Below are 12,354 nucleotides of genomic sequence, written 5' to 3'. Positions count from 1 at the left end.
AAATCGCCGCCGCGATCGCCTTCCTGGCCAGCCCCGCCGCGTCGTACGTCACGGGCGCGGTGCTGGACGCCCACGGTGGCTACAACGCCTGAACCGGAACCCCGCTGCGCGCCCCGAAAAAGCTGAACCCGGACGGCGTCGAGGCGGGCGGGTCGGCTCCGGCCACGCGTCTGTCGAGTTCGCCGGTCCGGAAGGCGAGTTCCTCGGGTGGATCAGAGTTGCGCGAGGCGCACCTCCACGGCGCCGTCCGGAGCAATCCGGCATTCGAAGCTTGGCTGCGGTGCCGTCGCCGGGCCCTGGAGGGTGGCGCCGTCCGAAAGCCGGAACCGGCTTCCGTGCCAGGGGCATTCGATGCAGTTCTCCAGCACCTTGCCCTCATGGAGCGGGCCGTCCATGTGGCTGCACCGGTCGGCCAGCGCGTTCAGCGCCCCCTCTTCGTCCCGTACCACCACCAGCGCCACCTCACCCGTCATCCGGCGTACGGGCACGCCCACGGGAAAGTCGTCCAGCGTTCCGACGCGGTGCCAGCCGGGTTCGACCAGGACCGGCACGGCCTCCGCATGGTTGACACCGGCGGCCTGCCGGTAGGCGAGATGACCGCCGAGTACGCCCCCGACCGTGGCGACGGTCAGCCCCCCGAAGCCGAGCACGCGGCCCAGCACAGGGCGCCCCTTCGTCCGCGCCGTCAGAGAAGCGGCGTAGGAGACGACAGCCGCGAGGTTCGCCGCCGCGTGGACCAGACCCACCCGGGACTGCCGTGGGCGCTGCTCCGCCCAGTCCACCCAGCCGGCCAGGGCGGCAGGTGCCGCGGCGACGAGTCCGACCGCCACCAACCGGCGTGCCGCCCGGCTCTCACCCGGCAAGAGGTCGAGGATCGCGGCGGAACTCCATGAGCCGATCGGGAGTTGCACGAGGGCGGGATGGAGCGGATGGCCGAGCCATAGTCCTCGCAGGACGTCCCTGCCCCGCCCGAGGGGCAGTGTGCGCACGGTCGTACGCATGCGCGTGGCCACCCCGTCCAGCCACTCCTGGTCTTCGAGGGCGTCCATGAGCGTCGCGAGCGCACCGCTGCGCGAGCCCTGCGGTCCAGGCGTCGGTTTTGTGAGTTTCATGCCGCCCGACTTTCCCATTCCGCCCCTGACAAACCGGACCACCGCGCGGGCGGGAACCCGCCGAGCCGGTCGGCCAGGGGTGGTGTTGAATACGGCTCCATGAGCGAGAGCGGGCGTGCGGCGAGCCGGACGGCGGTGCTGGTCTGCCAGGGGCGGGCGGCCGCGAACGGGAGGGTTGCCACAGAGCGGTTCGCGGATCCGGTGGCGACAGAGCTGCTGCGCGTGGCGGAACGCACCGCCGTGGACGAGGTACGCGCGAACACTCCGCCGAAGGGCTGGCGGGAGCGCACCGCGTACGAGAGTGTGCGGGCGTGCGCCGACGTGGTCGTCCCACGGACGGTCGCGATCGACGAGGCACTGCGCGCCCGTATGACCGGTCAGTTCGTGGTCCTCGGGGCCGGCCTGGACACGCGCGCGTGGCGTCTGCCCGGGCTCGCGCAGACAGATGTGTGGGAGGTCGATCATCCGGCGTCCCAGCAGGACAAACGGGCCCGCCTCGCCGACGCGGCGCCGGCGCTCCGCGCACCGGACGCGGGCAGTCGCCTCGCCGCCGAGCTGCCGGCCGTCGCCCGATCCGTACGGTTCACGCCGGTCGATCTCGCCGTCGATGATCTCGGTGCGGCGCTGGATGCCGCCGGGCACGACCCGTCCTCGCCGACGACCTGGTTGTGGGAGGGCGTCGTCCCGTACCTCACGCGCGACCAGGTGCGCACCACAGTGGCCGCACTCGCCGCGCGGACGGCACCGGGCAGCACACTCGTCGTCAACTACCAGGCGCCGTCGGCGAAGGCGGCCGCAGGGCGGCTGCTGACACGCGTGCTCGGCAGTTCGATCACCTCGGGCGAGCCATGGCGCTCTCTGTGGAAGCCGGAGCGGATGGCCGCACTGCTCGCGGAGTACGGCCTGCGGGTGGTGTCGGACGACGACCTCCTCGCCCTCGCGCATACCCTCGGCGGCCCGGCACGCGTGCGGGCGTCCTTGCGGTCGAGTCGCGTGGCCGTCGCAAACCGCGCCTGACGTCTGTGTTGTGCCCGCTGTGGGGAACGACCGCGGCCATGGCAGGCATTCGCTCCCTGTGCGGAGGGGAACGCGGCCGATCTCACCGCTGGTGGTCGGCGGATCCGTCGCCTGAAGGGCTCCAGGCGGCGATACGGGTCACCGTGACCGTCACGGTGACCGGCTCCGGGGCGGGGAGGCGGGAGGTGACGGCGGTCCGCACCCGGTCGTGGACATTGCGGGCGATGTCCAGTGCCCGCCGGCCCTCGGCGAGTACGCAGCGCACCTCGATGTGCCATCCCCCGCCGTCCGGCGAACGGTCGGCGCGGATGCCCGCGCCCGCCTCGGGTGACGTGCGGTGCGGCGTGGTGTGCGTACGGGCGGGCGCGGCTGCCGCGAGGCGGTGGGCGAGGCCGGGTTGCAGGCCGCCCACGCCGGGAACCGCGAGGGCCGCCTCGGCCGCGACGCCGCGGAGTGTGCCCGCGCCGACGGTGGTCATCACGTACTCCCACCCGCCGGGGGGCCGGCGCCGACGGGCGGCGGCCACGGTTCCAGGACGTCGGCCACGGTGATGTCGACGGCCGTGACAGCCAGACCCAGGTCCGCTCCGGCCGAGTGGAGGACCGATCGGCGCACCTGGTGGACCCGCTCGGGCAGCGGGCTGTCGAGGGCGGCGGCCAGGGTCATGGTCACCCGCACGCCGGCGCCCTCGCCCGCAGGTGTGAACCGGCAGATCGCGGCCCTGGCACCGGGGACCGTGTCCGCGGCCCGCCGCAGTACTTTCGCAGCGGTGCACTCGGCGATCCGCAGGTCCCGGTCCGGGTCGGCCAGGGGCAGCAGCCGCCCGAGCCGCACCTCTGCCCTGACGATGTCCATGACGCGGTCGGCGAGCACGTGGAGGCCGGACGTGTCCTCGGCGCACAGTGCCCGGGTGACCGCGTTCACGGCGGCCAGCCCCTCGACGGCCTCGCGGCAGTACGGGCAGGACACGGTGTGCGGGTCCGCCGCCGGCGCCTCGTCCCGCGCCTGTTCCCAGACCCGGCTGAGCAGGCGGCCGCAGGGCAGGACCTCATCGCCCGCGAACAGGGGCCCGTCGGCGGCGGCCTCGCGAGGGCGGGGCCCGTCGGCGCCGGGCGGTTCGGGAGTCCGCGTGTGCGGGTGGTCTATCGCCATGGGCCCATCGCCTCCTGCAGGGATCGACGTGCCCTGAACAGTCTGCCGCGCACCGTCGGCTCACTGGCCCGCGTCACATGGGCGATCTCCTTGTAGGGCAGACCTTGGACTTCGCGCAGGATCCAGCAGATGCGCTGCCCGGCGTCCAGTTCGGCGAGCGCGCGGGTCAGGGCGGCGGTGGCCGCGTCCTGCTCGGCGGCCCGGGCGGGCTGGCTCCGGGCATCCCCCGCCACGGGTTCGCCGACGGTGTTCAGGGAGAGGGGCGGCGGCCGGCGCCGGCGCATGGTGAGACAGCGGTTGACGGTGATCCGGTACATCCAGGTACGGAACTCCGCGCCGTGGCGGTATTCCGGCAGACGGCGCCAGGCGCTGACGAAGGCGTCCTGAACGGCTTCCTCAGCGTCCTGCGGGTCGCCGAGCATGCAGCGGGCCAGGGAAAGCAGCGGCCGGCCGTGCCGCCGGACGAGAACGGCGAAGGAGTCCTCGTCGCCCTCGGCCGCCCGTATGGCCAGCAGCCGGTCCGGCACGTCGCGTTCCGGCACGTCGCGTTCTGGCACTTCACGTTCTGGCACTTCACGTTCTGGCATGTCGCGTTCCGGCACTTCACCTTCTGGCATGTCGCGTTCCGGCACTTCACGTTCTGGCATGTCGCGCTCTGGCAGATCGCGTTCCGGCAGATCGCGTTCCGGCGGTGGGAAAGCAGTGCGTTCGATCATGGCGCTCCCGCGCAGGGCTCGGGCCGTCCGGGTACCCGATGGGCGATCTGTGACGCACACCACATGCGATGCGCGTGAGGAACGTGCTGCCCGATATGTCCAACCTTGTGACGGGCGCCACACCGGCGTCCGACCGAATCGATCGAGGCGACCGCCATGACGGAGAACATCACCAGCGTCGGCGGGGCCAGCCGTCCCGAGGCGGGCCTGAGCGCGTTGAAAGGCCGTACCGGGGCCGGGGCTCCGGCCGAGACCCGGGGGAAGACCACGATCGCGGACGGGGTGGTGGCCAAGATCGCCGGCATGGCCGCCCGTGAGGTACCGGGAATCTACAACCTGGGAGCGGGGATGGCCCGCGCCTTCGGCGCCGTGCGCGACCGCGTCCCCGGCACAGGCGGCGGGTCCCTCACGCAGGGAGTGAAGGTCGAGGTCGGCGAGCGGCAGGCCGCCGTGGACCTGGACGTCGTCGTCGAGTACGGCGTCTCCATCGTCGATGTCGCCGGCGGCGTACGTACCAATGTCATCAGCGCCGTCGAGCGCATGACGGGACTGGAGGTCGTCGAGGTGAACGTCGCCGTCGACGACGTCCACCTCCCCGACGACGAGGACGAGCTGAACGAACCGGACGAGGGCCGCGTGCGGTGACCGCCGCCGTGACCGCCGTCCACCGTCGTGACCACCGCCGTGTCCTCGGGCCCGAGCGGGCGGTCACGGCGAGAGGCACCCTCGCGAGACAGGTGAATGCATGATGAACACAGCGACGACGGGCCTCGCGGCCGGCATGGCCCTGGGCTTCGCCGCGTACTTCGGCGGATTCTGGGCGTTCCTGCTCGTTCTCGTCCTGGGCACGGTGGGGCTGGCCGTCGGCCTCGCCCTGCAGGGCGACCTCGACCTCCACACGCGGAGACAGCGATGAAGAGCCGGCCCGGCTCTCCTGACGAGGGGGCGGGCCCGCCGGCGGCGGCCGCCGGCCTGCCGTCCCCGGCCGAGCGGGGCGCCACCGTCATCCCGGACAGGGTGGTCGCCCGTATCGCCGCCCGGGCCGCACGTACCGCGCAGTCCCAGCGCGCCGCCCTGCCGCCCGGCCGGGACGGGCCGGCGGCGCCCCACGCCTCCGCCGCCGTCCATACCGGCTCGGTGCGCCTGCACCTGACGATGGACCTGCCCTATCCCACCGACATACCCCAGGTCTGCGAGCGGATCCAGCGCGATGTCGCCGAACGGGTGGCCCAGCTGACCGGTCTGAAGGTGCCGGAGGTCACCCTCACCGTCCGGCGGCTGGTGACCGCCGCCGGCGCGAGCCGGGGGCGGGTCCGGTGAGCGGCCACGCGGCCCCGACGACCGCGCATAGGGAAGGGGGATCACGATGACATCCGATTCCGGTCCTCCCGGCCCCGGCTCCGCGCCGTCCGCGGTGCCGCCGGCCAAGGAGCCCGGCCCGACCGCAGGCGACGTGTCCGGCTCGAACCCCCGGGCCGGTGAACACGGCGAAGGGCACCGGACGCACCGGCCCTGGTCCGCACGCCGCCTTCCGGCCGCACTGGTCGCCTCGGTGGTTCTCGTGGCGGCGGGCGCTGCACTGATCGACGTGATCGCCGTACGGGCGGGACGCCCAGCGGCGGCCTGGCGCCGGCATCTGGCCGACGAACTGGCCTCCCGCCCCGTCGACGACGTCTGGATGCTCACGGGAGCCGCCGTGGCCGCCGCCCTCGGCATCTGGTTGCTCGTGCTGGCACTCACTCCCGGCCTGCGCCACTCGCTGCCCCTGCGCTCCCCCGCGCCCTGGCTGCGGGCCTCCCTCGACCGAGACGGCGCCGCCGATCTGCTGCGCGACGCCGCCATGCGGGTACCCGGGGTCAGCAAGGCCCGCGTCCGGGTGCGCCGCCACCGCGTCACAGCACGCGCGGACGTTCGTTTCCGCGACCTCGACCAGGTGAAGGACGACCTCACCGCCGGCCTCGAGCACGAGCGCGACCGGCTCGCCCTCGCCCGCCCTCCCCGCATCGCCGTACGAGTGCGGCGACGCACCCACTGACCGAAAACCCCTGGACCGGAGCACGCACCATGACGCCGCGACCCGTACTCAACCGCAGTCTGCTGGCCCTCGCCGGGCTGGTACTGCTCGGCGGCGGTCTGCTGATCCTCTTCGCCGGACTCGATCTCTACCGGCGGCACGATCTGGTCCCGCCCGCCGGCTGGCCCCTGACCGCCCCGGACGCTGTCCTGCTGGGCTCCGCCGACCGGGCCCGCTGGAGCGATCAGGGCTGGTGGTGGTGGCCCGCGGTCATCGCCGCCCTCGCCCTCGTCGTCCTGCTCGCCCTGTACTGGCTGCTCGCCCAGCTACGCCGAGACCACCCCGGAGCACTGCCCGTCGGCGGCACACCCCCGAGGGAAGGCGTCGAACTGCGCGACTCCGCGCTCAGCGACGCGATAGCCGCCGAAGCCGGCGCGCTGCCGGGCGTCGACCATGCGGCCGTACGCATCACCGGCCGCCCTGCCCACCCCCGCACCCGCGTCGGGCTCACTCTCACCTCTCAGGCGGCGCCCGGCACCGTCCTCGACGTCCTGTGCCAGGGCCCGCTCCGAACCGCCCGTCTGTCCACCGGCTCCCCTCCCATGCCCACCGAGGCCCGGTTGCAGGTCGCCGGCCACAAACCGCACCGCGCGGAGTGAGGAGGAGACCGTCCGTCCACCGGCACCACTACCTCCCAAGGGAGAGATCATGATCATCGTAGGCATCATCCTGCTCGTCGTAGGTTTCCTCACCGGGATATCCATCCTGTGGACCATCGGGATCATCCTGCTGGTCGTCGGCGCCATCCTGTGGATCCTCGGCTCGATGGGACACGCCGTCGCCGGGCGACGCCACTACTGGTGACCCAACCGCGGCCCGCCCGCGACGGATCCCCCCGGGACCGCCGCGGCCGGCCGCGGACCCCTGCGCCGTCGGCGAGGTGCGCCGACGACGAGGCGCGGCGACGACGAGGCGCCGCGCGGGACGCGGCGGGCAGCCAGCACATACGGTGCACTCCGGAGCGGGGGCCGGACGCGGCCCGTCTCCGGACCACGCAGACGTCGAACGCCTCGCGCCGGTCGGTTCAGATCCGTTGGGCACGGTGGAGGAGGGCGTGCGGTCCGCAGGATCGCAGCGCCGCCCGGGCGGCGTTCGCTCCGGGGGCGCCGTGGACTCCTCCGCCGGGGTGGGCCGCGGCGGAGGCGAGGTAGAGGCCCTTGACGGGGGTCTCGGGCCGGCCTGTGCCGGGGACGGGACGGAAGACCGCCTGCTGGTGCAGGGCGGTGGTGCCGTTGTTGATGGCGCCGTTGCGGAGGTTCTCGTTCATGGCCTGAAGGGTGAGGGGGGCCAGGATCCGGCGGGCGAGGATCCTCGTGCGGAAGCCGGGCGCGAACCGTTCCACCTGGGCCTCGACGCGGTCCGCCATGGCTTCCTGCTCGCGGGCGTCCCAGCTGCCGGTGATGCGGTCGGGACCGGCGTCGGAGGTGACGCGCTGCGGGACGTGGGTGTAGGCCCACGCCGATTCCGTGCCGACGGGTGAGCGGCTGGGATCCGCCGTCGTCATCTGTCCGAGCAGGGCGAACGGCTCGTCGGGCACCTGTCCCATGGCGATCTGCGCGGCGAACCGGGTCAGGCTGTCGACGCCGTCGGCCACGTGGACCGTCCCCGCGCCGGCGGCCTGCGGGGCCGTCCACGGCACCGGTCCGGTCAGCGCCCAGTCGACCTTGAAGGTCGCGAAGTCCCACTGGAAGCGCTCCAGATCGCGCAGGAGGCGGGACGGCAGGTGTTCCTCGCCCACGAGCTCCCGGTACAGCGCCGGTGCCGAGGTGTCCGCGAGCACGGCACGCCGCGCGCTCACGGCTTCGCCGCCCGCCGTCCGGACGCCCACCGCCCGGCCGCCCCGTACGACGACGGACACGGCGCGCTCCCCGCAGCGCACGACGCCGCCGCGGTGCCGAAGGCGGCTCACCAGCGCCGCGGTCAGAGCGCCTGCCCCGCCGACGGGGACCGGGAAGCCGTGGCTCTGTCCGAGCATCGACATCAGCCAGCCGAATCCGCCGCTGCCCACCGCCTCGGGAGCCAGGTCGGCGTGCAGGGCGTTCCCGGCCAGCAGGAGCCGTCCGCCCTCGCCCCGGAACTCCTCGTCGCCCAGCCGGCGCACCGGCAGCAACAGCTTCCGGGCCAGCCGCAGTCCGCCCGCGGCGCGGAGCTTCGCCGCCAGCCGGAGCCCGGAGCGGACCGGCGGGAACGGCGTGAACAGGGCCTGCACCAAGTCCCGCCCGACACGGCCCCACACCTCGTACAGGTCCCGCCAGGCGTCACCGTCGCCCGGCGCGAACTCCTCCAGCCCGGACGCGGTCTCCCGCACGCGGCGCTCCAGCACGGCGCATCGTCCGTCCCTGAGCGGGTGGGCCAGCACGCGCGGGGCGTGGCTCCATCGCAGTCCCTCCGCTGCGAGGTCGAGACGGGCGAGGACCGGTGACACGGCAGCCAGCGGGTAGAAGGCGCTGAAGAGATCGGAGACGTAGTCGGGGTGGACACCGCGGTCACTGCGCACGGCGCCGCCGGGCTCCTGCTGGGCCTCCAGCACTTCCACGCTCCACCCTGCGTCCGCGAGCACGTTGGCCGCCACCAGCCCGTTGGGGCCGGCACCGATCACCACCGCGTCAGGCACGGCCGGCCCCGGCGCGGTCCCGCCCGGCATGGTCCTGTTCCACGAGCCTGGCGAGGCGTGCGAGCATGCCCCGGTGCCGCAACTGGAACACCGCTTCACTGGCGGCGTTGTGGAGGGTGCCTCCCAGGCCGCGCAGGGGGTGCTCATCGCAGATGACGAGCGTTTCGTCCTCGCCCCAGGGCCGGAGCTGGAGGAAGATCCTCGCTGTCCCGAGCGATTTGAACGCGGCTTCCAGTTCCAGCTCACTGCCGGTTTCCCGGTGGCGGACCGTCGTCACCCCGTCGGCCGTCCAGGGCCCCAGCCGCACGGTGTAGCGGAGCCGGGATCCGACGGCGGGCCAGGTCTGGTCGAGCGGCACGGACGTGGAGGGCCCCACCACCCACTCCCCGTACCGGTTCGGATCGGCGAGCACCGCCCATACCGCCTGCGAGGGACGCCGGATCAGCTGGTGACGGACGGCCATGGAGGGAGCCTCTCAACGGATGGGGGGTGGCACGGCCGCGCTGTACGGCACTCGGAACGCCTGCCTGTGTGCGTACCCGCGCTCGGCCGTGGCCGGACCTCTCGGGCACGCGGGCACGGAGGATCCTTCGTCCACCTTGTGGTGTCACGGTCATGGTGCGCGTACTCGAGCGCCCGCGCATCTCGCCCGCGCCGCCCTCGCATCTCGCCCGCACCGAAGGAGCGTGCGGCTTCGGTGGCGAAGTCCCTCTGCCCCTGCTTGGCTGGGAAGGACCCCGCACTCCCCCCCGACCGAGGTTTGATCATGAGCACCGAGAACCAGCCGAACGAGCGGGTCCGGCAGATGCGCGACAAGGCCGAACAGCTGGAGCAGGCGGCGCAGCACTCCGCCGATCCCGCGGAACGCCGAAGGCTGACGGACAAGGCCATGCGCATCCGGCGGCAGAGCGAGCAGGAGAACGGCAGGGGCAGCGGAACCATGGACCCCATGTAGGCACACCCGCGGACGACCTGGGCCCGCGCCGGGTCCCCGGCGTCGGGGGTGCCGGCCGGCCGCCGGCCCGTCGTACGCCCCACCCGCCGACGTCCGCCCGGCCGCCCGCCGGTACCGGCCGCCCGGCGTCACGTCCGGCGGATCCCCGCGGGGCGCGTCACGAGGTGCCGGGCGCCGGTGGCGCCGAGCGGGCACCTCCTCGGCGGACGCGGTCCCGGACTGGACGGCCGGGGCGTGGCGAGTGGGCGAGGGGGCCTCAGGAGGTCTCGCCCTCATGGGTGCGATCGGCGGACGGTCTGCTGGAGTCGAGCCAGGTGCCGAGCGGGCCGGCGGCACGCGAGGCGTCCAGGGTGAGGTGCAGTCGCGTCCCGCTGCCCGAGGGGCCCGCGGGACAGCTGCGCTGCTCGTCGCCCGAGAACAGCAGCCGGAGCGCGTCGGCGACGCGCCGGGCCGCCGCGGGGTCGGCGGAGACCAGGCGGACCTCCACCCGGCCCTGGCCGCTCGGGTCGTGGGCGGCCTCGGGAGGAAGGGGGCGGAGCGGGGCTTCGGATGTCATGGAGCGGAACCTGGCCCGGACCTGAGCGGCCCGAATCTGTCTTCCGACGAGGACGAGACCGGCTCGAACACCGGCGTACGAGGTGCCCTCGACCACTTCAGCGTACTCCTGCGGCCCGGCGGAGCAGCCGCTCCGGTGCGCCTCACCGAGGGCGGGTCGGGGCACCTGTCGTGGAGTGATCGAACACAGCGTCACGGGACGCCACCCTCGGTCACGCATGGCGAGGCCCCGCTGTGCGAAATCAGAGCAGACCTGTGCGAGGGTGCCTGAACTCCTGCTCAGGCACCCTCGCACAGGCTTTTCCCCTCGCAGCAGGGACGGCGATGCCCCGTCGGCGTACATCCGGGTAATCCGTTGCGGAACGTCTGGGGGATTGGTCCGGGATCTTTTTTCACCTGATCAGGTCTCGGGCCAATCCGCCCGGCGGGCAGAACCGGATTCCCTGCGTGAGGGACGAAGAGAGGGATCAGCGAGTACGGCCAGGTCTGCCGCTTCTGGCGCTGGGGGCGCTGAGCGGGGTGTTGGCCGGCTTCGCCGCGCTGGCGGCGGCCGAACTGGTCGCGGCGCCGGTGCGGCCGCAGTCCAGTCCGGTGATCGCGGTGGGCGGCGCGTCCATCGACGCAACGCCTGCCCCGGTCAAGGACTGGGCGATCCGCCACTTCGGCACCAACGACAAGCTGGTACTGCAGCTCGGCATCCTCGCCGTCCTGACCGTACTGGCCTTGGCGCTGGGTGTGCTGGCGGTGCGGTTTCGGCGGGTCGGAGCCGCCGGGATCCTTCTCTTCGGGATCATCGGGGCAGCGGCCGCCATCAACCGGCCCGACTCCACCGGCATCACCGACGCACTGCCCTCCATCGTCGGGGCCATTGCGGGGGCTCTGCTCCTGTACGTGCTGGCGGGCCGTCTGACCACGGTGAGAAGGTCACCGGCCTCAGTGGCCGAGCCTGTGCCCGGGGAAGCGGCAGAGGGTCTGGCCGCATCTGAGCGATGGGACCGGAGGGGATTCGTCCTGGCGGCCGCATCAGCCGCAGTCGCCTCCGCGGGGGTGGGCGCGCTGGGCCGGTCGCTGAACGCCTCACACGGCAAGGACGCGATCGCCTCACGGAACAAGCTCGTACTGCCGGCACCGGGGTCACCGGCGCGTCCCGTGCCCAAGAGGGCCGCGCTGCGCGTACCCGGAATCAGCCCGTTCGTCACCCCGAACACGGACTTCTACCGGGTGGACACCGCGCTGGTGGTGCCCAGGGTGGACGCCACGACCTGGCAGCTTCGTATCCACGGCAAGGGCGTACGCCGCCCGGCCGCCTACTCCTTCGACGACCTGCTGCGCAGGGAGCTGATCGAGCGGGACATCACCCTGACCTGTGTCTCCAACGAGGTCGGCGGCCCGTATGCGGGCAACGCCCGCTGGACCGGAGTACGACTGGCCGACCTGCTCGCCGAATGCGGCGTCGAACCGCCGTCCCGGGGAGGGCGGGCGGACCAGTTGGTGGCCCGCTCGGTGGACGGCATGACGATCGGCAGCCCGGTCGAGGACGTCATGGACGGCCGGGACGCCATGCTCGCGCTCGGTATGAACGGCGAACCGCTGCCCTTCGCACACGGCTTCCCCGTCCGGATGGTGGTCCCGGGCCTGTACGGCTTCGTGTCGGCCTGCAAGTGGATCGAGGACATCGAGCTCACCACCTTCGATTCCTACGATCCCTACTGGGTCAAGCGGGGCTGGGCCCGCAGGGCCCCGATCAAGACCGAGTCCCGGATCGACACCCCCAAGCCCTTCGCCCGGCCCAGGGCCGGCACGGTGATGGTGGCCGGGGTCGCCTGGGCCCAGCACCGGGGCATCGACAAGGTCGAGGTCCGTATCGACGACGGCCGCTGGCAGGAAGCCCGCCTCGCCGCCGAGGACACCCGCGACACCTGGCGCCAGTGGTCCCTTCCCTGGCAGGCCACCACAGGCGGGCACACCCTGACCGTGCGCGCCACCGACCGGACCGGCGCGGTGCAGACCGACCAACGCACCCGCACCATCCCCGACGGCGCCAGCGGCCGGCACTCCGTGGTCGTGACCGTCGACTGACCGCCCACCCCCCATGGCAAGGGTCCCGTGGCCCTTTGCGAACCACCTTTCCGCAACACCCCCTGATGCAGCGGAACGCT

17 protein-coding genes are annotated in these 12,354 nt (G+C 73.2%); 10 read left to right on the top strand and 7 right to left on the bottom strand.

What is annotated here, in order from left to right:
* Window positions 1-2 precede the first annotated feature (2 nt).
* Window positions 3-92 carry a hypothetical protein gene (locus tag ACF073_RS34560; RefSeq protein ID WP_392075427.1) on the top strand — a complete coding sequence of 30 codons (90 nt, stop codon included), beginning with the start codon at window positions 3-5 and terminating at the stop codon, window positions 90-92.
* A 120-nt stretch (window positions 93-212) separates the two neighbouring features.
* Here the strand turns inward: ACF073_RS34560 and ACF073_RS34555 are convergent, their stop codons facing one another.
* Complete coding sequence (locus tag ACF073_RS34555; RefSeq protein WP_392075426.1) at window positions 213-1,049, bottom strand: Rieske 2Fe-2S domain-containing protein; 837 nt, start codon at window positions 1,047-1,049, stop codon at window positions 213-215.
* A gap of 162 nt (window positions 1,050-1,211) precedes the next feature.
* Between ACF073_RS34555 and ACF073_RS34550 the strand changes: the two genes are divergently transcribed.
* A complete protein-coding gene (locus ACF073_RS34550; RefSeq protein WP_392075423.1) occupies window positions 1,212-2,129 on the top strand; it encodes a class I SAM-dependent methyltransferase in 918 nt (305 codons plus the stop codon).
* Between the two features lie 82 nt (window positions 2,130-2,211).
* Here ACF073_RS34550 and ACF073_RS34545 read toward each other — a convergent pair whose 3' ends face one another.
* The 3 genes from ACF073_RS34545 to ACF073_RS34535 are packed head-to-tail and all read right to left on the bottom strand — an operon-like array spanning window position 2,212 to window position 3,868.
* The gene (locus tag ACF073_RS34545) at window positions 2,212-2,607 is read right to left on the bottom strand and encodes a hypothetical protein (RefSeq protein WP_392075422.1); all 396 of its coding nucleotides are present in this window, start codon (window positions 2,605-2,607) and stop codon (window positions 2,212-2,214) included.
* Complete coding sequence (locus ACF073_RS34540) at window positions 2,607-3,281, bottom strand: hypothetical protein (RefSeq protein WP_392075421.1); 675 nt, start codon at window positions 3,279-3,281, stop codon at window positions 2,607-2,609. The genes ACF073_RS34545 and ACF073_RS34540 overlap by 1 nt, the downstream gene beginning before the upstream one ends.
* Entirely contained in the window at window positions 3,272-3,868 is a 597-nt protein-coding gene (locus ACF073_RS34535) for an RNA polymerase sigma factor (RefSeq protein ID WP_392075425.1), read from the bottom strand. Before ACF073_RS34535 ends, ACF073_RS34540 begins: the two co-directional genes overlap by 10 nt.
* Before the next feature lie 285 nt (window positions 3,869-4,153).
* Here ACF073_RS34535 and ACF073_RS34530 point away from each other — a divergent pair, with 285 nt between their 5' ends.
* From ACF073_RS34530 to ACF073_RS34505, 6 genes are all read left to right on the top strand, one after another.
* Window positions 4,154-4,642: an Asp23/Gls24 family envelope stress response protein gene (locus tag ACF073_RS34530; protein WP_392075420.1), complete on the top strand. Its 489-nt coding sequence runs from the start codon at window positions 4,154-4,156 to the stop codon at window positions 4,640-4,642.
* 100 nt (window positions 4,643-4,742) lie between these two features.
* Window positions 4,743-4,913 (top strand): hypothetical protein, encoded by a 171-nt coding sequence (locus tag ACF073_RS34525; protein ID WP_392075419.1) that lies wholly within the window; start codon window positions 4,743-4,745, stop codon window positions 4,911-4,913.
* Window positions 4,910-5,317: an Asp23/Gls24 family envelope stress response protein gene (locus ACF073_RS34520; RefSeq protein ID WP_392075418.1), complete on the top strand. Its 408-nt coding sequence runs from the start codon at window positions 4,910-4,912 to the stop codon at window positions 5,315-5,317. Before ACF073_RS34525 ends, ACF073_RS34520 begins: the two co-directional genes overlap by 4 nt.
* A gap of 46 nt (window positions 5,318-5,363) precedes the next feature.
* A complete protein-coding gene (locus ACF073_RS34515) occupies window positions 5,364-6,032 on the top strand; it encodes a DUF6286 domain-containing protein (protein ID WP_392075417.1) in 669 nt (222 codons plus the stop codon).
* A gap of 29 nt (window positions 6,033-6,061) precedes the next feature.
* The gene (locus ACF073_RS34510) at window positions 6,062-6,670 is read left to right on the top strand and encodes an alkaline shock response membrane anchor protein AmaP (RefSeq protein ID WP_392075416.1); all 609 of its coding nucleotides are present in this window, start codon (window positions 6,062-6,064) and stop codon (window positions 6,668-6,670) included.
* A gap of 49 nt (window positions 6,671-6,719) precedes the next feature.
* Window positions 6,720-6,875 (top strand): DUF6131 family protein, encoded by a 156-nt coding sequence (locus ACF073_RS34505; RefSeq protein ID WP_392075415.1) that lies wholly within the window; start codon window positions 6,720-6,722, stop codon window positions 6,873-6,875.
* Between the two features lie 220 nt (window positions 6,876-7,095).
* On the opposite strand, the gene ACF073_RS34500 is transcribed toward ACF073_RS34505, so the two are convergent.
* Together ACF073_RS34500 and ACF073_RS34495 are read right to left on the bottom strand one after the other, a co-directional pair.
* Window positions 7,096-8,685: a phytoene desaturase family protein gene (locus ACF073_RS34500; protein WP_392075413.1), complete on the bottom strand. Its 1,590-nt coding sequence runs from the start codon at window positions 8,683-8,685 to the stop codon at window positions 7,096-7,098.
* Entirely contained in the window at window positions 8,678-9,148 is a 471-nt protein-coding gene (locus tag ACF073_RS34495) for an SRPBCC family protein (RefSeq protein ID WP_392075412.1), read from the bottom strand. Before ACF073_RS34495 ends, ACF073_RS34500 begins: the two co-directional genes overlap by 8 nt.
* A 303-nt stretch (window positions 9,149-9,451) precedes the next feature.
* Between ACF073_RS34495 and ACF073_RS34490 the strand changes: the two genes are divergently transcribed.
* Window positions 9,452-9,640 carry a DUF6381 family protein gene (locus tag ACF073_RS34490; RefSeq protein ID WP_392075411.1) on the top strand — a complete coding sequence of 63 codons (189 nt, stop codon included), beginning with the start codon at window positions 9,452-9,454 and terminating at the stop codon, window positions 9,638-9,640.
* A 256-nt stretch (window positions 9,641-9,896) separates the two neighbouring features.
* Here the strand turns inward: ACF073_RS34490 and ACF073_RS34485 are convergent, their stop codons facing one another.
* Window positions 9,897-10,196 carry a hypothetical protein gene (locus ACF073_RS34485; protein ID WP_392075410.1) on the bottom strand — a complete coding sequence of 100 codons (300 nt, stop codon included), beginning with the start codon at window positions 10,194-10,196 and terminating at the stop codon, window positions 9,897-9,899.
* 446 nt (window positions 10,197-10,642) lie between these two features.
* On the opposite strand from ACF073_RS34485, the gene ACF073_RS34480 reads away from it, so the two are divergent.
* A complete protein-coding gene (locus ACF073_RS34480; RefSeq protein WP_392075409.1) occupies window positions 10,643-12,274 on the top strand; it encodes a sulfite oxidase in 1,632 nt (543 codons plus the stop codon).
* Window positions 12,275-12,354: the final 80 nt, after the last annotated feature.

The organism is Streptomyces sp. NPDC015171, assembly GCF_043079545.1.
Taxonomy (GTDB): domain Bacteria; phylum Actinomycetota; class Actinomycetes; order Streptomycetales; family Streptomycetaceae; genus Streptomyces.
Note: the sequence above shows the minus strand (reverse complement) of the source record. Positions and strands in the feature narration are given on the sequence as shown.